At 58.5% G+C, this 21,382-nt stretch carries 17 protein-coding genes, 1 tRNA gene and 1 other RNA gene; 11 read left to right on the forward strand and 8 right to left on the reverse strand.

Going from position 1 to position 21,382, the window contains the following annotated elements:
• Positions 1 to 43: 43 nt before the first annotated feature.
• The 3 genes from lpdA to EDC30_RS11120 all read left to right on the forward strand — a co-directional run bounded on the left by lpdA (position 44) and on the right by EDC30_RS11120 (position 4,211).
• Positions 44 to 1,456, forward strand: coding sequence for a dihydrolipoyl dehydrogenase (gene lpdA / locus EDC30_RS11110; RefSeq protein ID WP_132258910.1), 1,413 nt, complete (start codon positions 44 to 46; stop codon positions 1,454 to 1,456).
• Positions 1,457 to 1,540: 84 nt separating this feature from the next.
• The gene (locus EDC30_RS11115; protein WP_132258911.1) at positions 1,541 to 2,197 is read left to right on the forward strand and encodes a TetR/AcrR family transcriptional regulator; all 657 of its coding nucleotides are present in this window, start codon (positions 1,541 to 1,543) and stop codon (positions 2,195 to 2,197) included.
• Between the two features lie 349 nt (positions 2,198 to 2,546).
• A complete protein-coding gene (locus tag EDC30_RS11120; RefSeq protein WP_243656736.1) occupies positions 2,547 to 4,211 on the forward strand; it encodes an electron transfer flavoprotein-ubiquinone oxidoreductase in 1,665 nt (554 codons plus the stop codon).
• A gap of 165 nt (positions 4,212 to 4,376) precedes the next feature.
• Here the strand turns inward: EDC30_RS11120 and EDC30_RS19485 are convergent, their stop codons facing one another.
• Positions 4,377 to 4,601 (reverse strand): hypothetical protein, encoded by a 225-nt coding sequence (locus EDC30_RS19485; protein WP_165973793.1) that lies wholly within the window; start codon positions 4,599 to 4,601, stop codon positions 4,377 to 4,379.
• On the opposite strand from EDC30_RS19485, the gene EDC30_RS11125 reads away from it, so the two are divergent.
• From EDC30_RS11125 to EDC30_RS11140, 4 genes are all read left to right on the forward strand, one after another.
• Complete coding sequence (locus tag EDC30_RS11125; RefSeq protein ID WP_165973794.1) at positions 4,600 to 5,835, forward strand: efflux RND transporter periplasmic adaptor subunit; 1,236 nt, start codon at positions 4,600 to 4,602, stop codon at positions 5,833 to 5,835. The two genes, EDC30_RS19485 and EDC30_RS11125, sit on opposite strands and share 2 nt — an antisense overlap.
• A gap of 41 nt (positions 5,836 to 5,876) precedes the next feature.
• The gene (locus EDC30_RS11130; protein ID WP_132258914.1) at positions 5,877 to 9,068 is read left to right on the forward strand and encodes an efflux RND transporter permease subunit; all 3,192 of its coding nucleotides are present in this window, start codon (positions 5,877 to 5,879) and stop codon (positions 9,066 to 9,068) included.
• 166 nt (positions 9,069 to 9,234) lie between these two features.
• A complete protein-coding gene (locus EDC30_RS11135; RefSeq protein ID WP_132258915.1) occupies positions 9,235 to 10,575 on the forward strand; it encodes a PQQ-dependent sugar dehydrogenase in 1,341 nt (446 codons plus the stop codon).
• A 99-nt stretch (positions 10,576 to 10,674) separates the two neighbouring features.
• A complete protein-coding gene (locus EDC30_RS11140) occupies positions 10,675 to 10,899 on the forward strand; it encodes a hypothetical protein (protein WP_132258916.1) in 225 nt (74 codons plus the stop codon).
• A gap of 78 nt (positions 10,900 to 10,977) precedes the next feature.
• Here EDC30_RS11140 and EDC30_RS11145 read toward each other — a convergent pair.
• The 7 genes from EDC30_RS11145 to trxA form a co-directional block, all read right to left on the reverse strand.
• Positions 10,978 to 11,062, reverse strand: a tRNA-Leu gene (locus EDC30_RS11145).
• A gap of 128 nt (positions 11,063 to 11,190) precedes the next feature.
• Positions 11,191 to 12,108 carry a sugar kinase gene (locus EDC30_RS11150; protein ID WP_243656737.1) on the reverse strand — a complete coding sequence of 306 codons (918 nt, stop codon included), beginning with the start codon at positions 12,106 to 12,108 and terminating at the stop codon, positions 11,191 to 11,193.
• A 20-nt stretch (positions 12,109 to 12,128) separates the two neighbouring features.
• Positions 12,129 to 13,514, reverse strand: coding sequence for an MATE family efflux transporter (locus EDC30_RS11155; protein ID WP_132258918.1), 1,386 nt, complete (start codon positions 13,512 to 13,514; stop codon positions 12,129 to 12,131).
• Positions 13,515 to 13,529: 15 nt separating this feature from the next.
• Positions 13,530 to 15,239, reverse strand: a complete 1,710-nt coding sequence (locus EDC30_RS11160) for an ArnT family glycosyltransferase (protein WP_132258919.1) — start codon at positions 15,237 to 15,239, stop codon at positions 13,530 to 13,532.
• Positions 15,240 to 15,371: 132 nt separating this feature from the next.
• Positions 15,372 to 15,641, reverse strand: coding sequence for a type B 50S ribosomal protein L31 (locus EDC30_RS11165; RefSeq protein ID WP_132258920.1), 270 nt, complete (start codon positions 15,639 to 15,641; stop codon positions 15,372 to 15,374).
• A 249-nt stretch (positions 15,642 to 15,890) separates the two neighbouring features.
• Positions 15,891 to 17,156: a transcription termination factor Rho gene (gene rho / locus EDC30_RS11170; protein ID WP_132258921.1), complete on the reverse strand. Its 1,266-nt coding sequence runs from the start codon at positions 17,154 to 17,156 to the stop codon at positions 15,891 to 15,893.
• Positions 17,157 to 17,270: 114 nt separating this feature from the next.
• The gene (trxA, locus tag EDC30_RS11175) at positions 17,271 to 17,597 is read right to left on the reverse strand and encodes a thioredoxin TrxA (protein WP_132258922.1); all 327 of its coding nucleotides are present in this window, start codon (positions 17,595 to 17,597) and stop codon (positions 17,271 to 17,273) included.
• Positions 17,598 to 18,158: 561 nt separating this feature from the next.
• Between trxA and EDC30_RS11180 the strand changes: the two genes are divergently transcribed.
• From EDC30_RS11180 to ssrS, 4 genes are all read left to right on the forward strand, one after another.
• Positions 18,159 to 20,564 carry a bifunctional diguanylate cyclase/phosphodiesterase gene (locus tag EDC30_RS11180; RefSeq protein WP_165973795.1) on the forward strand — a complete coding sequence of 802 codons (2,406 nt, stop codon included), beginning with the start codon at positions 18,159 to 18,161 and terminating at the stop codon, positions 20,562 to 20,564.
• Complete coding sequence (locus EDC30_RS11185; RefSeq protein WP_341539867.1) at positions 20,551 to 20,802, forward strand: MreC domain-containing protein; 252 nt, start codon at positions 20,551 to 20,553, stop codon at positions 20,800 to 20,802. Before EDC30_RS11180 ends, EDC30_RS11185 begins: the two co-directional genes overlap by 14 nt.
• A complete protein-coding gene (locus tag EDC30_RS11190; protein WP_132258924.1) occupies positions 20,799 to 21,110 on the forward strand; it encodes a cell division protein ZapA in 312 nt (103 codons plus the stop codon). Before EDC30_RS11185 ends, EDC30_RS11190 begins: the two co-directional genes overlap by 4 nt.
• A gap of 46 nt (positions 21,111 to 21,156) precedes the next feature.
• Positions 21,157 to 21,336, forward strand: a non-coding RNA gene (gene ssrS / locus EDC30_RS11195) — 6S RNA.
• The last annotated feature ends 46 nt before the right edge of the window (positions 21,337 to 21,382 follow it).

Consider the following 21,382-nt stretch of genomic DNA (forward strand, 5'->3'; position numbering starts at 1 on the left):
AACCGAACCTGCGATAGAAGAAATTATTGAAAGTGATTATTCAATGAACCAGCGTGTGGATCTGAACGTCGACCTGGTCGTGATCGGCGGCGGGCCGGGCGGTTACACTGCCGCGTTTCGCGCCGCCGACCTGGGCATGTCCGTGGCCCTCGTGGAAAAACGCAATGTGCTTGGCGGGGTCTGCTTGAATGCCGGTTGCATACCGTCCAAGGCCTTGCTGCAGGCGGCCAAATTGCTCGATGAAGCGGCGGAATGGCATGAGCGCGGGATCGAGCTCGGTAAGCCGGCGATCAATCTTGATCGCTTAAGAGGCTGGAAGGATTCCGTGGTTTCCAGGCTCGCTGGCGGACTCTCAGGCCTGGCGAACAAGCGCGGCGTCAAGGTGATAAGCGGTGAGGGGGTATTTGCCGGCCCCAATGTACTGGAGGTTAGCGGTCAGGGCAGCGTGCGTTTCAATAAGGCCATCATAGCCGTGGGTTCCCGGCCTGTGCGGCTGCCGTTCTTGCCGGATCATCCTGGCATCATGGATTCGACATCCGCCCTGGCGCTCGAGGAAGTGCCAAAGCGCTTGCTGGTGCTGGGCGGCGGCGTGATCGGGCTGGAAATGGCTTCTATTTATGCCAGTCTGGGTGCGGAAGTCAGTGTGGTCGAATTGACTGAAGGGCTGTTGCCGGGATGTGACCGCGATCTCGTGCGGCCCCTGGAAAAGCGGCTTGGCTCGCGCCTCAAGGCAATCATGACTGGCACGCGAGTCAAGGCGGTAGAAACACTGAAAGAAGGTTTCAAGGTTGTTTTCGAAGGCGCCAAGGCGCCCGCACCGCAGGTCTACGATCGGATCCTGAGCGCCGCCGGACGCCGGCCGAACGGTGATGTCTTGCATGCTGAAAAGGCAGGCATCAATGTGGATGCCCAGGGTTTCATCAAGGTGGATAGTGCCCAGCGTACGAATGTGCCGCACATTTTTGCGATCGGTGACGTCGTCGGCAATCCCATGCTAGCCCATAAGGCTTCATATGAAGCCAAGATTGCTGCCGAGGTGGCATCGGGAATGCATGTCACCAATAGTGCAAAAGCCATTCCGTCCGTGGTTTATACCGATCCGGAGGTGGCATGGGTCGGCTTGAATGAAACGGCCGCCAAGCGCGACGGGATACCTTTTGAAAAAGCTACTTTCCCCTGGATGGCCAGCGGACGTTCGCTGACGATGGGCCGCGATGAGGGTGTCACCAAGATTCTGGTCGACCCGGTGACGCGGGCCCTGCTGGGAGTCGGCATTGTCGGTCCGCATGCAGGCGATCTGATTGCCGAGGCAACCCTGGCCATTGAGACAGGATGCGAACCCGGCGATGTAGGGCTGACGATTCATCCTCATCCATCCCTGTCCGAGACCTTTGCCTTTGCCGCCGAAGCATACGAGGGAACGTTGACAGAGTTGTATATCCCTAAAAAAGGATGATGTACTATTCGCAACTTGCGAATTGGCCGGCTTGGCCTGAGGAACACGATACGCAGCATGTAAGAGTTAAATTAGGAGAGAGGCGTGACTGCCTGGAAAAATTTAGTACCTAACCGGAAAGTATTGCATCAGCTAAAGCGCGAAGCGGTTCTGCGGCAAGCTGTCACTGCTTTCAGCAAGAATGGATTTCATGCCACGTCCCTGGACGACATCGCCAACAGTGTGGGCGTGACCAAGGCTGCGCTGTACCACTACTACCCAAATAAGCATGCTCTGCTATATGAGGCATTCAGTGAAGCGTTGCGTGTCGCTTTTGAGTGTCTTGATAAAGCGAAGCTGGCGGGCCGTAATGGCTTGGAACGTTTGCAGATGGCCCTTGAGGGGTATCTGAAGGTTTCATTGCACGAACTCAGTCGTTGCGTCATTCTGACTGAAGAGCATGCTCTGCTGCCGGAACATAAGGAAATTATTTTCCAGAAGCGGGATATGTACGAAGGTCAGCTGCGCGAGCTGGTGCGCGAAGGCATGCGTGACGGCAGTGTCATTCCATGTGATCCCAAGCTGGCAATCTTCACCATTTATGGCGCCATCAATTGGGTCCCTAAGTGGTTTCGCGAAGAAGGCGCATGGACCAATGAGCAACTGGCCTTTGCAATGGCGCAGTTGGTGTGTCGATCTATCGCTGCAAATCCTCTTCCAGCCTTGCCCACCGATGTATCTCAAATCAAGATGGAAGAATGAATCAGGAAAGCAGAACTGATTTTCTGACTATACATTACATGCTAAGTGAAATTATTAGATCAAGATTGGACAGGCACATGATTGTCTGCAGCTACGGCAAGAGGGACATGGAAGATATGGTCGAAGTCCTGGAGTGCTGCTGAACAAATTTTGATGCTGGAACGGATGTCTCTTATCCCTTCTCCTCTGGGGTGCTTTGCGGACCATCTAGATGGTCCGCCTTTTTATTCGCAATGTTTGCCGGCGTTTTGAATTTTGCCGGCAATAAGCGCTATATGTTCTCTTGCGATAAATGGTATTTGCATTGAGACATGAGCGTAAAAATATGATCTTTCGGAAACTGGCAGCGATGAATCTGACAAAGCAATACGGCCCGCGCGAGGCCATGGAATACGATGTGGTGATTGTCGGTGGCGGCCCGGCCGGCTTGTCCGCGGCGATCCGCCTGAAGCAGCTTGCCGAGCAAAAAGGCCAGGAGGTCTCGGTCTGCGTGCTCGAAAAAGGCAGCGAACTCGGCGCCCACATCCTCTCCGGCGCGGTCATGGACCCGATTGCCATCAACGAGCTCTTCCCCGACTGGAAAGAACGCGGCGCTCCGCTGAATACGCCGGTCTCGGAAGACCGCTTCCTCTTCCTCTCCGAAAAGAAAGCCATCAAAACGCCCAATTGGCTCTTGCCTGCGTGCTTCCAGAACCATGGCAATTATGTGATTTCGCTGGCCAACGTGGTGCGCTGGCTGGGCCAACAAGCCGAAGCCCTTGGTGTGGAAATCTTCCCTGGCTTTCCGGCTGCCGAAATCCTGTACCACGACGATGGCGCGGTCAAGGGTGTCGCCACCGGCAACATGGGCGTGGACCGCGAGGGCAATCCCACCGCCAACTTCCAACTCGGCATGGAATTGCATGCCAAATACACCTTCTTTGCCGAGGGGGCGCGCGGCCACCTGGGCAAGCAGCTCATGGCCAGGTACGACCTCAATGCCGGGCGGGACCCGCAAACCTATGGCATCGGCATCAAGGAATTGTGGGAAATCGATCCTGCCAAACACCAGCCAGGCCTGGTCATCCATACCGCCGGCTGGCCGCTGGACAACGATACCTATGGTGGCTCCTTCCTGTATCACCTGGAAAACAACCAGGTCGCCGTGGGCTATGTCGTCGGCCTGGCATACCAGAATCCCTATCTGTCACCCTTCGAGGAATTCCAGCGCTACAAGACCCACCCGGAAATCCGCACCTTCTTTGAAGGCGGCAAGCGCCTGTCCTATGGCGCCCGTGCTATTACCGCAGGCGGCCTGCAGTCGCTGCCCAAGCTGGTGTTCCCGGGTGGGGCGCTGATCGGTTGCGATGCGGGTTTCCTGAATGCGTCCCGCATCAAGGGCAGCCATGCCGCCATGAAAACCGGCATGCTGGCGGCGGAAGCGGCGTTTGCCGCGCTGACAGCGGGACGCCAACAGGATGAACTGGCAGCTTATCCGCAAGCTTTTGAACAGTCGTGGCTGCACGAAGAGCTGCACAAGGCACGCAACTTCAAGCCAGCGATGAGCAAGGGTCTGGTCACCGGCACGCTGATGGTAGGCATCGACCAGATTCTCTTTGGTGGCAAGGCACCGTGGACGCTGCACCATACCCATGCCGACCATGAATGCCTGAAGCCGGCTTCGGCATTCCAGCCGATTGCCTATCCAAAGCCGGATAACAAGCTGACCTTTGATCGCCTGTCGTCGGTGTTCATTTCCAACACTAACCATGCCGAAGATCAGCCGGTGCATTTGACGCTGAAGAATCCGGCCGTGCCGGTCGAGGTCAACCTGGCGACCTATGCCGGGCCGGAGCAGCGCTATTGCCCGGCCGGCGTGTATGAATTCGTCAAGACCGAAGAAGGCAAGGACCGTTTGCAGATCAATGCGCAGAACTGCGTGCATTGCAAGACCTGCGATATCAAGGACCCGACCCAGAATATCGTCTGGGTGACGCCGGAAGGCGGTGGCGGACCGAATTATCCGAATATGTGAGGACCGGTAGAAGCGAATTCGACATTACCCGCCACATGCCACGAAGCCTGACTGTATGAAGTCAGAGTGCCTACACATTCCCGCAATATGGATTTTCAGCAATGCTGAAGACAATGGAATTATTGAAATGACAAGCTTGCACCAGCTCCGGTCAGCCAGAGCAAATCATTCAGGATAAAGAAAGACGCGATCGTGCCGAGCACCAAGGCCACCACGTATTTTTCCATTCTTCATGAGGCCCGCATTTTTCATTTCCCGTTGATCTGTCTCACTCTGTAAGGCTTGAACTGCTTTAGTTTGACGATGGCAAAGCAATATCAGTGCATTCGTTATTTCTCTTGCCGCCGTAATGAGGAGAATCGTGATCCATTCCGGAATCCATTTTTTCATGCGTGAATCATTGCGGCGAGATGTATTCGTCTGCTTGCTACTAGTCTTCGCTGCAGCGGGCGGCTGCAGCAGAAAGAACGATTCCGCGCCGCAGGCGGGGCCGGTTGAAGTCACCGTTATGAAGGCCGAGACTGCGCCGATTACCTTGTACGAGGATTATGCGGCACAGACGGAAGCGGTCGAGGCCGTGGAAATCCGCTCGCGGGTCGGCGGCATTCTTGAGCGGCAGGCATTCAAGGATGGCTCGCTGGTAAAAAAAGGCGACTTGCTGTTCGTTATTGACCAGGAACCCTATCTCTCCGCGCTGACGCAGGCCAAGGCGAATCTGGCGCAGGCGCAGGCGGCGCATGTCAATTCCAGCCAGATTCTGAAGCGTTCGCGTCCCTTGTCGGAGGCGCGCGCCATCAGCCAGCAGGAACTGGAGACCGCTGCCGCCAGGGAGCGTGCCGACGCCGCCGCCATCGAGGCAGGCAAGGCGCAAGTGCAACAGGCGCAACTCAATCTGGGCTATACCACCATCCGCGCCCCTCGCTCCGGCCTGATCAGCCGCGCGCTGGTCAAGCCGGGCGGGCTGGTCAATGCCTCGACCACCCTGCTGACGACGCTGTATTCGGTGGACCCCATGTATGTCAGCTTCACGGTCGGCGAACAAAGGCTGGAAAGCCTGTTGCAGCAATACCGTTCAGGGAGCGACAAACAGGCGGCGCTGCCGATCCGTATCCGGTTGGCCGACGGCAGGGATTACGAACATGGCGGCAAGCTCGATTTCGTCGATGCCGCGGTCGACCCGCGCAATGGCACCCTGCCGGTGAGGCTCGTCGTGCCGAATCCGGATGGCACGTTGCGGGCAGGGCAATTCGTTCGTGCGATCCTGCCCAGGCCGGCCAATCCGAATGCCATCATGATCCCGCAGAAGGCCGTGCAGGAATTGCAGGGCAAGCATTCGGTGTTTATCGTCGGTCCGGATAACAAGGCTGTCTACCGCGACATCGAGACGAGCACGCGATCAGGCAATAACTGGGTCGTGGAGCAGGGCATCAAGCCGGGGGAACTGGTGGTGGTGGAAGGCCTCGCCAAGCTTAAGCCGGGCGTGCCGGTCAAGCCCGTCATGGCAAAAGATACGGCGGATGGCAATGGCAAGACGGCGCCTGCCGCCGGTAACGCCGGCGCGTCTGAGCCGACATCTACGACTGCGGGCAACACTGCCGGAAAACCTGCCGGCGATACCCGCTAGCCGGACAAGACGGCAGCCATACGCGGAAGGCAGATCAGCCCATGTTCAATTACTTCATCGACCGCCCGGTGTTATCGATGGTGATTTCGCTCATCATCACGCTGGCCGGGGCGCTGGCGGCATTCACGCTGCCGATCGCGCAGTATCCGCAGATCGTGCCGCCGCAGGTGCAGGTGAGCACCAGCTTCCCGGGCGCCAATGCCGACGTGGTGGCGCAATCGATCGCCGCGCCCATCGAGCAGCAGGTCAATGGCGCCAAGGGCATGATCTACATGGATTCGAAAAGCGCCAACGACGGGTCCTACACCCTGACCGTGACCTTTGATATAGGCACCAACCAGGACCTGGCGGCAGTCGAGGTGCAGAACCGCGTATCGATTGCCCAGAGCAGCCTGCCGGCAGACGTCATCCGCCAGGGCATCACGATCCGCAAGCAATCGACTGACTTTCTCGAAGTGCTGGCGCTGACCTCGCCGGACAAGCGCTTCGATACGACCTTTCTCAGCAACTATGCGCTGCTTAACCTGCAGGATACACTGGCACGCATTCCCGGCGTCGGCCAGGTGCGTATCTTCGGCGCCCGCGATTACAGCATGCGCATCTGGCTTAGTCCCGATCGCATGAACCGTCTCGGCGTGACTGCGGCCGACGTGCGGCGCGTGATCCAGGAACAGAACGTGGTGGCGCCGGCCGGCCGTATCGGCGTGCCGCCGGTTCCGGCGGGGCAGGAGATTCAGTATTCGGCCACGATACAGGGACGCCTGTCCGATCCTGAGCAGTACCGCAACATGATTGTCCGTGCCGCGCCGGACGGACAGATCGTCTATCTGAAGGATATCGCCAGGGTGGAGCTGGGTGGCGCCGATTACAGCATCAATGTGCAGGAAAACGGTATTCCGGGCGTATTCATCGGGATTTTTCTGCAGCCCGATGCCAATGCGCTCGATGTCGCCGATCAGGTCCAGCGCACCATGGATGAAGCAGCCAAGCGTTTCCCAGCCGGCATGGTGTATTCGATTCCTTACAGTACGACGCCGTTTGTTACCGAATCGCTCAAGGACGTGGTGAAGACGCTCGGCGAAGCATTCGTGCTGGTGCTGATCGTGGTCTTCCTGTTCCTGCAAACCTGGCGCGCCACCATCATTCCAATGCTGGCGGTGCCGGTGTCGCTGATCGGCACCTTTGCCGCCTTCTCTGCACTGGGATTTTCGATCAACACGCTGACCCTGTTCGGACTGGTGCTGGCGATCGGTATCGTTGTCGACGACGCCATCGTGGTGGTGGAGGCGGTGCAGCACCGGCTCGACACCGAACGTACGACACCGAAGGAAGCGGCAAAAGCTGCGCTGGCGGATGTGGGCGGACCGGTGATCGCGATTGCGCTGGTGCTGGCCGCGGTGTTCATCCCGGTGGCTTTCCTTGGAGGTCTGACCGGGCAACTTTACCGCCAGTTCGCCCTGACGCTTGCCGTATCGGTGATCCTGTCCGCCGTGGTGGCGCTGACGCTCACGCCGGCGTTATGCGCGCTGCTGCTGCGGCCTGCTGCCGAGGTGCGATCGCATGGGATTCTCGGTCGTTTCTTCGAGCGTTTCAATCATACTTTCGAAGCATTCTCGGACCGTTACAGCCACTCGGTCGTATCGCTGGCGCGCCATGCCGCGCTGGTTGCGCTGATCTTTGCCATATTGCTGGCGGCGCTGTATGGCTTGATCCGCAGCCGTCCCACCGGGCTCGTGCCGCCGGAAGACCAGGGATATGCCTTCGCCGTGTTGCAGTTGCCTGCCGCTGCTTCGCTCGAACGCACCAATAACGCAGTCAATCAGTTAAGCAGCATCGCGCGCGACACCGAAGGCGTGGCCGGCGTGGCGTCGCTTGCAGGCTTCAACCTGTTGACCGGCCTTGGCACGTCGTATAACTCCACCAGTTTCATTCGCTTCAAGCCCTGGGAAGAGCGAACCACTCCCGGCACGCGCGCCGAAGGTATCGTGGGTGGATTGACCGGGCGATTGAACGGGGAAATCCGCGAGGCGCGCGGACTGGTCCTGAATCCGCCGCCGATCCGCGGGCTTGGCACCACGGGCGGTTTCGATTTCATCCTGCAGGATCGCGCCGGCGGCGACCCGAGACAGTTCGGGCTGGTCCTGCAAAACCTGCTGGCCGAGGCGGCCAAGCGGCCTGAGCTGGGTTTCGTCTTTCCCAATTATGATCCCCGCGTGCCGCAGATCGAATACGAAGTGGACCGCGAAAAGGTGAAGACCTTCGGCCTGGCGCTGGACGACGTCTTCTTCACCATGCAAGCCATGATGGGAGGCTATTACATCAATGACTTCAATCGCTTCGGCCGCACCTTCCGCGTGCAGATGCAGGCCGAGTCGGTGGCTCGTGCCAATCCGGGCGATATCAGCAACTACTATGTGCGCAATGCGGCGGGCGACATGATCCCGCTGTCGACGGTATTGAAACCCAAGGAAATCAACGGGCCGGAATTCTACGAACGCTACAACCTCTACCGTGCCGCCACCATCACCGGCAGCGCGGCGCCCGGCTACAGTTCGGGCCAGGCCGCGCAAGCCATGCAGGAAGTGGCACGCACGCTGCCTGCAGGCTACGGCTATGAATGGACGGGCGCGACATACCAGGAGCAAAAGACTGCCGGCCAGACCGGCTACATCTTTGCATTGTCGCTGCTGTTCGTTTTCCTGGTGCTGGCGGCGTTGTACGAAAGCTGGGCCATGCCGGTGGCGATCCTCCTGGTGATCCCGTTCGGCGTGCTGGGCGCCTTCCTTGGCCTGACGCTGCGCGCGAGCGAAAACAATATCTATACCCAGATCGGCCTGATCATGCTGATCGGCCTGGCGGCGAAAAATGCCATCCTGATCGTCGAATTCGCCAAGCTGGCACGCGAGCGCGGCGTGCCCATTGTCGAAGCAGCGCGGCAAGGCGCGCGCCTGCGCTTGCGGCCGATCCTGATGACTTCCTTCGCCTTCATTCTCGGCACGGTGCCACTGGCGATCGCCACTGGCGCCGGCGCCGGCGCACGTCAGGCGATCGGCACGGCGGTCGTGTTCGGCATGCTGTTTGCCACCATGATCGGCATATTCGTGATTCCCGTGTTTTACGTGGTGTTGCAGCGGATCAGCGAGCGCAAGCGGCCCTTCAGGATGGAAGAGCCGGTGCGGAGGCATGTTGGCGATAAGCCGGCGGACGATGCCGAAGGGCCACATCGCAGCTGAGGAAGACTGCACGCTCGAAATACATGCTTGTGACGCGCCGATCTTCTACGAAGGCGCAAGGCAAGGCTTACTGGGTAGCGAGGCGCGGAACCTCTATTGGGATCATGCAATCATATTAATATTACCGGCAAAGTTGCCGGTGTTATCTTTCGTGAGGTAAGCCGTCATGCCGAGACCATACGTCTTGCTTTGGGGCCTGGGGATTGGCTTCATGCTGAGTCTGTCCGCCTGTGCCGACACCGCAAAACTGTCAGTACAGGATGGCACCGGACCCAATCCCGTGCTGCCGGAACCGAGGCACGAGCGCATCCCCACCGTGAATATCGCGCCGGCCAAGGGCTGGCCTGCGGATGGCAAGCCCGAGGCTGCGTCGGGAATGGCGGTCAGCCTCTTTGCGGACAAGCTGGATCATCCACGCTGGCTTTATGTCTTGCCCAACGGTGACGTATTGGTTGCCGAAACCAATGCGCCCCCCAAGCCGGAAGATAGCAAGGGAATCAAAGGCAAGGTCATGGGCATGGTCATGAAGCGTGCAGGTGCCGCCACACCCAGCGCCAACCGCATCACGCTGCTGCGCGATGCCAATGGCGACGGCATTGTCGATACGCGCACTACCTTCCTGGAAGGATTGAATTCGCCTTTTGGCATGGTACTGGTCGGGAAGGATTTTTACGTGGCGGATACCGATGCGGTCGTGCGGTTCGCATATCGGGAAGGTGCTACGAAGCTGGAAGGACCGGGCGTAAAGGTCGCGGATTTGCCGGCAGGTCCGATCAATCATCACTGGACAAAAAATATCGTCGCCAGTCGTGACGGCTCGAAGCTCTACGCCACTGTCGGCTCCAACAGCAATGTGGCGGAAAACGGCATCGAAAATGAAGCCAATCGCGCCGCCATTCTGGAAATCGATCCTGCCTCCGGCAAAACTCGGGTATTCGCCTCGGGCCTGCGCAATCCTAACGGCATGGGCTGGCAGCCGGAATCGGGCGTGCTGTGGACCGTGGTGAACGAACGCGACGAACTCGGCAGCGACCTGGTGCCTGACTACCTGACATCCGTGAAGGATGGCGGCTTTTACGGCTGGCCCTACAGTTACTACGGCAGGCATGTCGACGAGCGCGTCAAGCCGCAGCGGCCCGATCTGGTCGAGAAGGCGATCGTGCCCGATTATGCGCTCGGTCCCCATGTCGCAGCGCTTGGGCTGACGTTTTATGACGCCGGTCTCTTCCCGAAAAAATATCGTGGCGGCGCTTTTATCGGCCTGCATGGCTCATGGAACCGTAAACCGCATTCCGGCTACAAGGTGATTTTTGTTCCTTTTGCAAATGGCAAGCCCAGCGGCATGCCGGAAGATATCCTGACCGGTTTCGTGAATCGTAACGGCGATGCGCTTGGCCGGCCGGTCGGCGTGGCCGTTGACCGGGCAGGGGCGCTACTGGTGGCCGATGATGTCGGCAATGTCGTGTGGCGCGTCACACCGGCTACCGGAAAGACAGCGAATCATTAGAACAGGGATGGGGGAGGGCTTGCGGCAGACTGCACGGCAAGGACAGGCTCGTCCCGCATCGTTTCATCGTTTTACGCATGGAGATGAAGGGAATACGATATGCCGATAACAGATGTGAGCGGAGCTGAAACGCTTGTGGCGCAGCGGCCTCCGACGCCCGCACCGGAAGTGCCTAACGTTCCGGCTCCGCAACCGGAAATTCCCGAGCCTGTACAGCCAGAGCCGGAATTGCCGGAGCCGCCTCCTGATCCCGGCATTCCGCCGCCTGCACCAGGGCCGGAAATCACCCCCGACTCGTCTCCGACAATTGACTTGCCGGATTAAAGGCGAGGTAAAGGAACACGACAAGCATGCGGAGAGAGCAGCAATGCTGAGTTGCTGATGAAAGCAATATGTAGGGAATGGTGCCCGGGGTCGGAATCGAACCGACACTCCTTTCGGAACCGGATTTTGAGTCCGGCGCGTCTACCAATTTCACCACCCGGGCAGAGTCGCAAGCGCAATCATGAAAACTACGTTGCCATTGCATGCCGCAAGACTTGCGCGGCAAGACCGCCATTATCTCTGATTTGTACTTTCATAGCAACTAGGCGGCTGCATGAAATGCCAACTCAGCTAATGTGTTGCCAGAAATTCTTCAACTTCGGCGCGCGTCGGGATGCCGGCGCGGCCGCCTTGTCGGGTGCATTTCAGCGCCGCCACCGCGCTGGCGAAGCGCATGGCCTGCGCCACTTTTTGCCCTTCGCCTAGCGCCAGGGCATACGCACCATGAAAGACATCGCCGGCACCAGTGGTGTCCACGACCTTGACGGCAAATGCTGGCAAGTGGTGAAAGCCTTGCTCGTCCAGCCACAGCGTCCCCTTGCTGCCACACGTCACTGCGGCAACACGGCAACCCAGTTCGCGTACCTTGGCCAGCGCGTCACGGCGGCTTGCCTCGTGTTGCAGGCAATCCGGTCCGGCGAATGAACGCAGTCCCGGCTCCGAAAAGATGGCATGGTCAGTCCAGGGCAGCACGACCGCGAACGCCTCAGTATCAGCGGTTTCACCATCCAGTACGGTTGGAATTGCCGCCTTGCGGGCTGCCGAAAAGATAGCGGCGGCGCCTTCCACCCAGCGGATGTCGGCATGGATGGCAGCGGCTTCGGCTACCTGATCCAGGGGCAGCCAGGAAGGATCGTCGGGAATGCCGGTGCCACGATAATTGACGATCGTACGCTCGCCATCCTGCGATACGAGCACGGCGGAGATCGACGAACGCGCGCCAGGAAACAAGCGGAAATTCCTGATGTCGACGCCATACGCCGTCATTTCGCGCTGCATCGTCACACCGGCGGTATCGTCGCCCGCACGCCCCCAATAGGCGCAATCGGCTCCGAGCCGCGCAGCCGCGACCGCCGCATTGGCCGCCATGCCGCCGCCGACTTCAAGGTAATCGCTGGCGCGGTACTTGCCGCCGCCGGTCGGCAATTCCTCGACCGGCCACACCCGGTCCAGAGTCGTGATGCCCAGACAGATCACGCGTGTCTTCATGTATTGTTCCTCCGGCGAAGTCATGCCTGACTTGCCGCATGCCGCTTGCGCACCGTCTTTTGCACGCTGCGCAGGTACCACAGCAAAAATACCGCGGCCAGCAACACGCTGGCCGAATTGCCGATCCAAAAGCCTGCCGCGCCGTCAGGCACTCGCGGCGCCAGTCCCAGCATATCGAAGCCCAGCAGATAGCCGCCGCCCAGGCCGACGCCCCATAGCATGAGAGCGTAAATGACCGTCGGGATCAGCGTCACCTTGTAGCCGCGCAGGATGTAGGCCGCGCTCGCTTGCAGCGCATCGCAGAAATGATAAATGCCGACGAAAGCATACAGCGGCATCGCGGCGGCGATGACTACCGGGTCCGGCGTATAGGCTCGTATGATGAAAGGGCGGCCGAACCAGACTGCTATGGCGGCAGCTGCGGCAACGCCTGCTGCCACCAGGATGCCGATGTTGCCGACATGTTGCGCGCCTTTGACGTCCTTGGCGCCCAGCGCATGCGCAACCAGGGTGCTGGCAGCGCTGCCGATCGACAAGGGCAGCATGTACAGCACCGTCACGAAGTTGGCCGTGATCTGATGGCCGGCGACCGCGGTTTCACCGAGACGGGCAATGAACAAGGCCATGAAGGTAAAGGCCGACACTTCGATCAGGTAACTCAACCCCATCGGGATGCCGAGCTTGAGCAGCGCGACTTGCGCCCGCCATCGCGGCGCGGCCATGCCGGCGCCAAATAGCTTGAAACGCTGATAGAGCGGCGACCAGCGCAGGATGACCAGGCTGGCAGCCAGAGACAGCCACGACGTCACGGCCGTGGCCAGCGCGCAGCCCGGGCCGCCCATGGCTGGCAAGCCGAGGCCGCCGAAAATGAACCAGGCATTCAAGGGGATTTTCAGGGCCAATGCCGCCACCTGGATCAGCATGACAGCGCGCGGCCTGGCGATCGCGGTTGAGAATGAGCCAAAAATACGGAAGCCGAGCGCGGCCGGCAGCGCCAGCGCCTCCAGCTGAAGATAGGTAGTGGCCTTGGCATGCAATTCCGGCGGAGCTTGGGCAAGCGATAGCAGCGGGCCCGGAAAGAGTAGGATCAGGCAGCCGACCACGGTGAGAAACAAGGCGAGCCAGATTCCCTGGCGCACCTCGGCGCCGATTGCCTCGAAACGCCCGGCGCCATACAGCTGGCCGACGATGGGCGCGAGCGCATACAACACGCCATTGGCGCCGACGAAGACGCTGATATAGATCGATACGGCAATCGAGAGGGCGGCGAGGTCGGTTGCCGAGAAGCGCGACGTCATCGCCGTATCGATCACGCCGTTGGCAATCACCGCCAGCTGGCCGACAAGAATCGGCCAGGCCAGCGCGGCAATCTGCATTACGGGGCGTTGCGGCGCACTTCCATTCATCGCTGATCCGCTACCTTATCTGTTACGTCGATACAGGCGGAAACGCTCATTGCGGTCGGAGGCGCGATGGCCTTCCCATACCAGACGCCAGTCGTCGCCGTAGCGGCGGAACTGGGAATCGGCCTTGATGCGGCTGCTGCCGGACAGCAGCAGGTAGTCGCACTGCATGCCATCGATGCGCTGGAAAGGCACCTTGCTGAAATAGGCGAAAGAGGCGCGTTGCGCCGGCGTGATCGTGCTGCCCACGCAGCTTTGCGGCGGCAACTGCTCTGCCATTTCATGCGCGACTGGCGCATAGCTGCGCATGTAATTTCCCCAGGGGAGCCACAGGGTCATCAACAGCAGCCAGCACAGGATGACGCCACCCGAAGACAGCACGACGGCACGCCACAACACCGATGGCCGGCGTGAAATACGCCAGTGCACCAGCACGATCCAGCCAATGGACGCGGCGACCGCAATGAGCACCACGAACAGGTTGAATTCCGGTTTGAAGCCCGGCGCCAGCTTGAAAGCGTTTCTGGCAAGCCAGGCCGGCCAGCCCGTCTGCTTGGCAATCCAGCCCAGCCAGATGAACGCGGCGCACGTGGTCAGGATCATCACCGAGAACCAGTCGACCGCATTGATGGCGCCACGCTTCATGGTGGGCAAGCCGAATGCTGCCAGCATCGCCAGGGGAGGAAGCAATGGCAGCAGGATGCTCTCGTCCGAGCCCGTATGCATGATCGCCACAATCAATGACATTACACAGAACGTGAGGGGAAGGGCAATGTGGAGCGGCAGCGCGCCCCTGCGCCAGGCGTACACTGCCCAGGCGGCAAAAGGCCAGGCCGGCCAGCAAAACCAGATGCCGTTGGATGCAAGATATTTGAGCGCGGTCCAGTTCGGTAGCGCAAAGTGTTCGAGATTCCAGGCGGTCCAGCCAGGGATGGAGGATTGCTCCGCATCCAGCAGGTTTTGCGATGCAAGTGCCCAGGAAGCGCCCACGACCAGCGCCATCGGCAGGCTCAGCCCCACCAGGCGCAAGGCCGGCGCCTTCGTCCTGATTTGATCGAGAGCCAGCAGGCCAAGCCACAATGCCAGCGGCACAATCCAGCCGCGCGTCAGCACCAGCAAGCCAAGTGTCAGTCCCAGCAGCAGTGCCGCCCTGTTCGACGGTTTGTCGAAATAGCGCGCCGCCGAATAGAGTGCCACGCCGACCATCGAGACATGCAGCGCATTGGCGCTGGTAGAGTGACTGTGCACGAGCAAGCCAAGACAGCCCAGATAGATCAGCAGCGCGCCATCGGCCAGGGTGCGGCCGTAATCCTTCGGTTCGGGCTGGCCGCCAAAGGCCAGGCGCAAGGGCTGCGCTTCGGGGCGGCGGCCGAGCACATAGGTGCCATACCAGACAGCGATGGAGCCCAGCAGGAAAAAGATGATGGTCGCCAGCCGTGCCGCCAGCACGTCGCCCAACAGCCAGCCAAACAGTTTGATGCACAGTGCGCCGATCCAGTAGGCCAGCGGACCTTCCTGCGGCATCGACAAGCCGACAATATGCGGGGCCAGCCAATCCTGCCAGGTGCCATTGGCCATGGTCCACATGATGCCGAAGCCGGCCGCATCCTCTTGCTTCCAAGGGTCGCGTCCAATCAGGCCGGAAAGAATGTAAAGCAGGCATAGGAGCAGCAAGCCCCAGCGCGGCAGCGGATTGGTGGCGGAAGCGGGAAGGCGGACTGGCTTCATGGTGCGTGGTTGATTTGCTTTTTGTTATGCGGCACAGAATCATCGTATTGTGCCGTAAAGTGCAAGCTGACAGACAGGCCGGCACAAAAAAGAAAGGCAGCCGCAGCTGCCTTTCTTGGAGGAGAGACTGAATTAGCCTGCTGCCTGGGAGGTCTTGGAACCAACCGAACCGAACTTCTTGCGGAACTTGTCGACGCGACCGGCGGTATCGACGATCTTGTGCTTGCCGGTGTAGAAGGGGTGCGATTCAGCCGAGACTTCGATCTTCACCAGCGGATATTGCTTGCCTTCGAACTCGATGGTTTCCTTGGTCTGGATGGTCGAACGGGTGATGAATTTGAAGTCGCAGGAGAGGTCGTGGAAGACGACTTCACGGTAATCCGGATGGATGCCTTGTTTCATGGTTATTTCCTCAGTATGTTTGGTAGCCAATCACCACTTCGGCGGTCCTACTGCTTCTTGACCCGATTGACGATCACTTGCCAGTTGATAAAGCCCAAGATTATACAACAAAATCAGCGGGATACGCCTAATTGGCTATGCTAAACAAGCTGCGTTGCACCTGGTGCACGTTCAGTTTGATCAGCGATTACAAAATAAAAACAGGGCAGGAGTTCCTGGTTCCATGCCCTGTTTGCAGGCTGTATCAGCTTAGCTGCCACCGCGGCGCATCATCTCGAAGAATTCGGCATTGTTCTTGGTTGCCTTCATCTTGTCGAGAATGAATTCCATCGCCTCGATCTCGTCCATGCCGTGCAAGAGCTTGCGCAAAATCCAGATCTTTTGCAGCTGATCCGGCTTGATCAAGAGTTCCTCGCGGCGGGTGCCGGACTTGTTCAGGTTGATCGACGGGTACACGCGCTTCTCGGCCAGACGGCGTTCCAGGTGCACTTCCATGTTGCCGGTGCCCTTGAATTCTTCGTAAATCACGTCATCCATGCGGCTACCGGTTTCGATCAGGGCGGTGGCGATGATGGTCAGCGAACCGCCTTCCTCGACGTTACGCGCCGCACCGAAGAAACGCTTCGGGCGCTGCAGGGCGTTGGCATCCACACCGCCGGTCAGCACCTTGCCGGAAGCCGGGATCACGGTGTTGTAGGCGCGCGCCAGGCGGGTGATCGAGTCCAGCAGGATCACGACGTCCTTTTTCATTTCCACCAGACGCTTGGCCTTTTCCAGCACCATCTCGGCAACCTGCACGTGGCGCGTGGCCGGCTCGTCAAAGGTCGAGGCCACGACTTCGCCGCGCACCGAGCGCTGCATTTCCGTCACTTCTTCAGGGCGCTCATCGATCAGCAGGACGATCAGCGTGGTATCCGGGTGGTTGGTCGTAATGGCATGCGCGATATGCTGCAGCATCACGGTTTTACCAGACTTCGGCGATGCCACCAGCAAGCCGCGCTGGCCGCGGCCGATCGGCGCGATCATGTCGATGATGCGACCGGTGATGTTTTCCTCGCCGCGCATCTCGCGTTCGAGTTGCAGAACCCGGTTCGGGTGCAGCGGCGTGAGGTTTTCAAACAGGATCTTGTGCTTGGAGGCTTCGGGAGATTCGCCATTGACCTTGTCCACCTTCACCAGGGCGAAGTAGCGTTCGCCATCCTTCGGGGTGCGGACTTCGCCTTCGATCGAGTCGCCAGTGTGCAGGTTGAAGCGGCGGATCTGCGACGGCGAGATGTAGATGTCGTCGGTCGAGGCCATATAGCTCGCATCAGGCGAGCGCAGGAAGCCGAAGCCATCCGGCAGGACTTCCAGAACACCATCGCCGAAGATCTGTTCGCCGGATTTGGCGCGTTTCTTCAGAATGGCGAACATTAATTCTTGTTTGCGCAGGCGCGCAGCATTGTCGATTTCCAGGCCGATGGCCATATCGAGAAGTGCGGAGACGTGTAACGCCTTGAGTTCAGATAAATGCATAGTGTGTGTCCCGAGACGGGAAAAAGATGGGTGGGGGAGGGAACAGCGTGGTGTGAAAAGGATTATCAATTAAGTGGCGATGCGGGCGCATCGCCACCAACGGGTAACAGGATATCAGATATTGCTGTCGATGAAAGCGGTCAGCTGGCCCTTGGCCATGGCGCCGACTTTTTGAGCAGCCGGGGCACCGTTCTTGAACAGGATCAGCGTCGGGATGCCGCGGATGCCGAATTGGGCCGGCACAGCCTGGTTGGCGTCGACGTCCAGCTTGGCAATCTGGATCTTGTCGCCATATTCTTTGGCGACTTCTTCCAGGATCGGGGCAATCATCTTGCAAGGGCCGCACCATTCGGCCCAGAAATCGACCAGAACCGGCTTGTCGGACTTCAAAACGTCCGCTTCAAAGGAGGCATCGGAAATGTATTTGATGTTATCGCTCATGGTTTCCTCGGTATGAGGGCAAAAAGAATTATTGTGAGTCTGGCGCCGGCTTATACCGGGAAGTGCCTACTACGCAGCGGGATACAACGACGAAGGAGCCGTCTTGCATAGGCTCATGCTGCCTGGCTCATCCAGCAAGAGACAATGCTGCGGGGATTGGATAAATCATAACCGATTTTCATGAAATGTGTGCGCCCGGGGGAGTTTTTTAACATTGACATGCATAAAACGCTTGGCTGAAGACGAAAAACGCGAACTGGCTCAGTTTTTTATCAGGTAGGCGCAATCAGTCTCAATTCGCTACGCAAATTCGGTCTGAATCTCTACAGACTATCTGCTGACGCTTCTCTTGATACCGGCTTTGCTTCGCTGTACGGCGTCACCCCGTATGCTTCTTACGACAACAGAGCCGGTGGCATGTGAAGACATATCAAACAAGCGATTGACTTAAGGGCTTGAACGTAACGGCGAATGTTCTGCCTATTACAATAAGAACAATAGAACTGGGATGCGAACCAAGATATGGTCTTTCGCAACAAATTTCTGACAATCCGCTTTCGGTTGGCATTCATTATATTGATGGCGACCGTGCCGGCTGCTGCGCTATTTGTTTTCGAGAGCTGGCATAGCTACAAACAAGCCTATGCCGATGCCAGTAGAAATTTGCTTGAAATGGCGCAATTGGCCGCCAATAACGAGCGCAATGTCGTGCAGGGCGTCAATGAACTTCTGACGGCGATCGGCGAGGCGCCATTTATCCGTAACCGCGATGCCGCCAGTTGTAACAGCTATTTGGCACGAATTAACCGGCGTTACGAGCACTATCACCTTTTTACGGTTCTGGACGCCAACGGCAATATCATCTGTACCGGCAGCCGCCGTCATGCCGGAATGAGCATGAGCGACCGGCCATATTTCGACGAGGTGATGCAGGAAAAGAGATTCGTCGTTGCCGGCTACCTTGTCAATCGCTTGAGCAATACTCCGGGCGTGGCCTTCATGCTGCCTGTTTTGGATGGGGGCAGTCCGGGCGACAACCGTAACCTGATCGGCATTGTGGGGACTTCGGTCCAACTCGATGCATTCACTTCGCTGACGCGCGGCCTGGGCGTGCCGGCCGGTGCCAGAGTTGCGATCCTGGATCACCAGGGCATTGTGCTGGCGACCGAGTCCGGAAGGCAAGCGGAGATCGGCAAGCCGCTGCAGTCCGCCGAATTGCGCGCCAACCTTTTTGCCGGTAATGCGCAAGTGATGGAAGCGGCAGGCACGGATGGCGTCGAACGTCTGTATGCCATTGCTCCGGCGATTTATGAGGGGCGCACCGTTTTCTATGCCGTCATCGGCCTGGACAAGGCTAGCCTCGCTGCGCCGGCGCTCAAGTCATTGACCTTCAATCTGACGGCTTTGCTCCTGCTGGTTTTGCTGACGCTGCTCGGCACATGGATCGCCAGCGAAAACCTGCTGGTGCATCCGGTGAATCAGCTCATCGATACGGCGCAGCGCGTGGAAGAAGGGGATCTGGAAGCGCGCACTTATCTGTCGTACCGCGCAGGCGAACTGGGCGAACTCGCGCATCACTTCGATAACATGACGGCTGCGCTGGCTCGACGCGACAAGGAAACACGGGCCAGCAGCCAATATATCGAATTCCTTGCGCATCATGATGAGTTGACACGTTTGCCCAACCGGCGTTTCCTGCATATGCGCCTAGCGCAATATCTGCAGGAAATGCACGAGTCGAACCAGTTTCTGGCAGTGATTTTCATCGACCTCGACCGCTTTCGGATCATTAACGATTCGCTCGGGCACGCCGCCGGCGACCTGCTGCTGGCGGACGTGGGGCATCGGCTGAAAGAGTGTGTCGAAGCCAGGGACATGGTCGCGCACCTGGGTAGCGATGAATTCGTCTGTGTCCTGACGCAATTGAACTCGGTTAACCAGGCGGCGGCCATTGCGGCCAATATTCGCGAGCGACTGTGCCAAGAGTATTTGCTCGCTAACGAACGCATTACGCTGGGCGCCAGCCTGGGCATTTGCTTGTGTCCAATCGACTGCCAGGATGCGCCGACAGCGGTACGCTACGCCGAGGTGGCGATGCGCAGCGCCAAGGAGAGCGGCACCGGCTTGCAATTTTTTTCCCGCGAGATCAATGCCGGCGCAATCAGCCGTCTCACGCTAGAAAATGAATTGCGCCGGGCGATGCAGAATTCAGAGTTCACGCTGTATTACCAGCCGCAGATCGAACTGGCCAGCAATCGCGTGGTCGGCGCCGAGACGCTGATACGCTGGCAGCATCCGCAGAAAGGCTTGCTCTCTCCCATCAGTTTCATCGCCTTGGCGGAGGAGACGCGACTGATTCTGGAGATCGGCGCCTGGACGCTCAACACCGCCTGCATGCAAAGCCGCGCCTGGCAGGACGCTGGACTCGAGCCCATCCAGGTTGCGGTGAATGTCTCGGCGCATCAGTTCCGCCAGCCGGGATTTCCTGCCCTGGTTGCCAAGGCGCTGGCGCAAAGCAGTTTGCCTGCAAAAATGCTCGAACTGGAAGTGACGGAAAGTGTCTTGCTCAATGATGTCAACAAGAGCTTGGCGGTTTTGCGGGAAATGGGAATTTGCCTATCGATCGACGATTTCGGCACGGGCTATTCCAGCCTTAGCTATTTAAAGGATTTGCCCGTCGATAAAATCAAGATCGACCAATCCTTTATTCGCAATATCATGGAGATACCGGATAACCAGGCAATCACGCATGCCATCATCAGCCTTGCTAAAACCCTGGGTTTAAAAGTCCTGGCCGAAGGGGTGGATAGCGCACAGAGTTGCGAATTTTTGCGCAAGCATGGCTGCGACCAGATTCAGGGATATTACTTCGGCAAACCGATGCCACCGGAACAGTTTGCCTTGTTGCTGAAAAAAGGCTCCCAAGTCCTTGAATCTATTGACGAGAATTCCCTTGCCAAACTATAGTGGCGAGATGATTTCCGATTTCCAACAACTTACCGCAAAAGTCAGCGAACTGGCTGAATTAGCGCAATCATTGCGCCGAGAAAATGCCGAGTTGCGCCGGGCTGCAGTCGCCATGTCAGCGGAAAATGCCGAGCTGAATCGGCGAATGGAAGAGGCGCACCAGCGCGTGGCGGCCTTGCTCGCCAGTATTCCGGCGGAAGTAAATGCCGCGGCGGCACACGATGAGGAATCCGCATGACCCAGCTTGATGTCTCGATCATGGGCCAGCCCTACAAACTGGCGTGCAAGGAAGGCGAAGAGGAAGCATTGCTGCAGGCCGTGGCTTACCTCGATGAAAAAATGTGTGCGATTCGCGATGCCGGAAAAATCAAGGGCAACGACCGCATCGCCGTCATGGCGGCATTGGGAATCGCTGCGGAATTTCTCGCCACGCGCACTTCGGAGGGCCCGTTTGCCGGCCTGAGTCTGGCGGAAGTCAGACAGCAGATGACAGCGATGCATACGGTAATCGACCATGCTCTCGCACCCCAGGAAAATCTTTTTTAAGCGCGCGCAAAAACGTTTGACAAGCGGCTCAATTCAGGTAGACTTAAGTCTCCTGCCGTGTTCGCGATTGTCATATATTCCTTGAACCATTTATGTGCATAGGTCGCGGAAAATTGTTCGATGGGCGTGAGCGTCGCTAGTCCGATGAACCCGAAATTGAACTGACTGTGACCACCTTGAACCGTAAGGTTCGGGATGCCGGCAAAGCGGCACAGGCGGGTCTTTATTCCCAAGCGGTTGCATGTAAATGCAGCCGCTTTTTTATTGCGCGT

It is taken from the genome of Paucimonas lemoignei (assembly GCF_004342585.1).
GTDB lineage: Bacteria > Pseudomonadota > Gammaproteobacteria > Burkholderiales > Burkholderiaceae_D > Paucimonas > Paucimonas lemoignei.

What these genes read in the sequence shown, in the direction of transcription:
- EDC30_RS11150 (WP_243656737.1), bottom strand. Translation starts at nt 12,108, where the DNA reads ATGAAGACACGCGTGATCTGTCTGGGCATCACGACTCTGGACCGGGTG.
- EDC30_RS11130 (WP_132258914.1), top strand. Translation starts at nt 5,877, where the DNA reads ATGTTCAATTACTTCATCGACCGCCCGGTGTTATCGATGGTGATTTCG.
- EDC30_RS19485 (WP_165973793.1), bottom strand. Translation starts at nt 4,601, where the DNA reads ATGAAAAAATGGATTCCGGAATGGATCACGATTCTCCTCATTACGGCG.
- rho (WP_132258921.1), bottom strand. Translation starts at nt 17,156, where the DNA reads ATGCATTTATCTGAACTCAAGGCGTTACACGTCTCCGCACTTCTCGAT.
- EDC30_RS11135 (WP_132258915.1), top strand. Translation starts at nt 9,235, where the DNA reads ATGCCGAGACCATACGTCTTGCTTTGGGGCCTGGGGATTGGCTTCATG.
- EDC30_RS11160 (WP_132258919.1), bottom strand. Translation starts at nt 15,239, where the DNA reads ATGAAGCCAGTCCGCCTTCCCGCTTCCGCCACCAATCCGCTGCCGCGC.
- EDC30_RS11190 (WP_132258924.1), top strand. Translation starts at nt 20,799, where the DNA reads ATGACCCAGCTTGATGTCTCGATCATGGGCCAGCCCTACAAACTGGCG.
- EDC30_RS11125 (WP_165973794.1), top strand. Translation starts at nt 4,600, where the DNA reads ATGCGTGAATCATTGCGGCGAGATGTATTCGTCTGCTTGCTACTAGTC.
- trxA (WP_132258922.1), bottom strand. Translation starts at nt 17,597, where the DNA reads ATGAGCGATAACATCAAATACATTTCCGATGCCTCCTTTGAAGCGGAC.
- EDC30_RS11140 (WP_132258916.1), top strand. Translation starts at nt 10,675, where the DNA reads ATGCCGATAACAGATGTGAGCGGAGCTGAAACGCTTGTGGCGCAGCGG.
- EDC30_RS11155 (WP_132258918.1), bottom strand. Translation starts at nt 13,514, where the DNA reads ATGAATGGAAGTGCGCCGCAACGCCCCGTAATGCAGATTGCCGCGCTG.
- lpdA (WP_132258910.1), top strand. Translation starts at nt 44, where the DNA reads ATGAACCAGCGTGTGGATCTGAACGTCGACCTGGTCGTGATCGGCGGC.
- EDC30_RS11120 (WP_243656736.1), top strand. Translation starts at nt 2,547, where the DNA reads ATGAATCTGACAAAGCAATACGGCCCGCGCGAGGCCATGGAATACGAT.
- EDC30_RS11165 (WP_132258920.1), bottom strand. Translation starts at nt 15,641, where the DNA reads ATGAAACAAGGCATCCATCCGGATTACCGTGAAGTCGTCTTCCACGAC.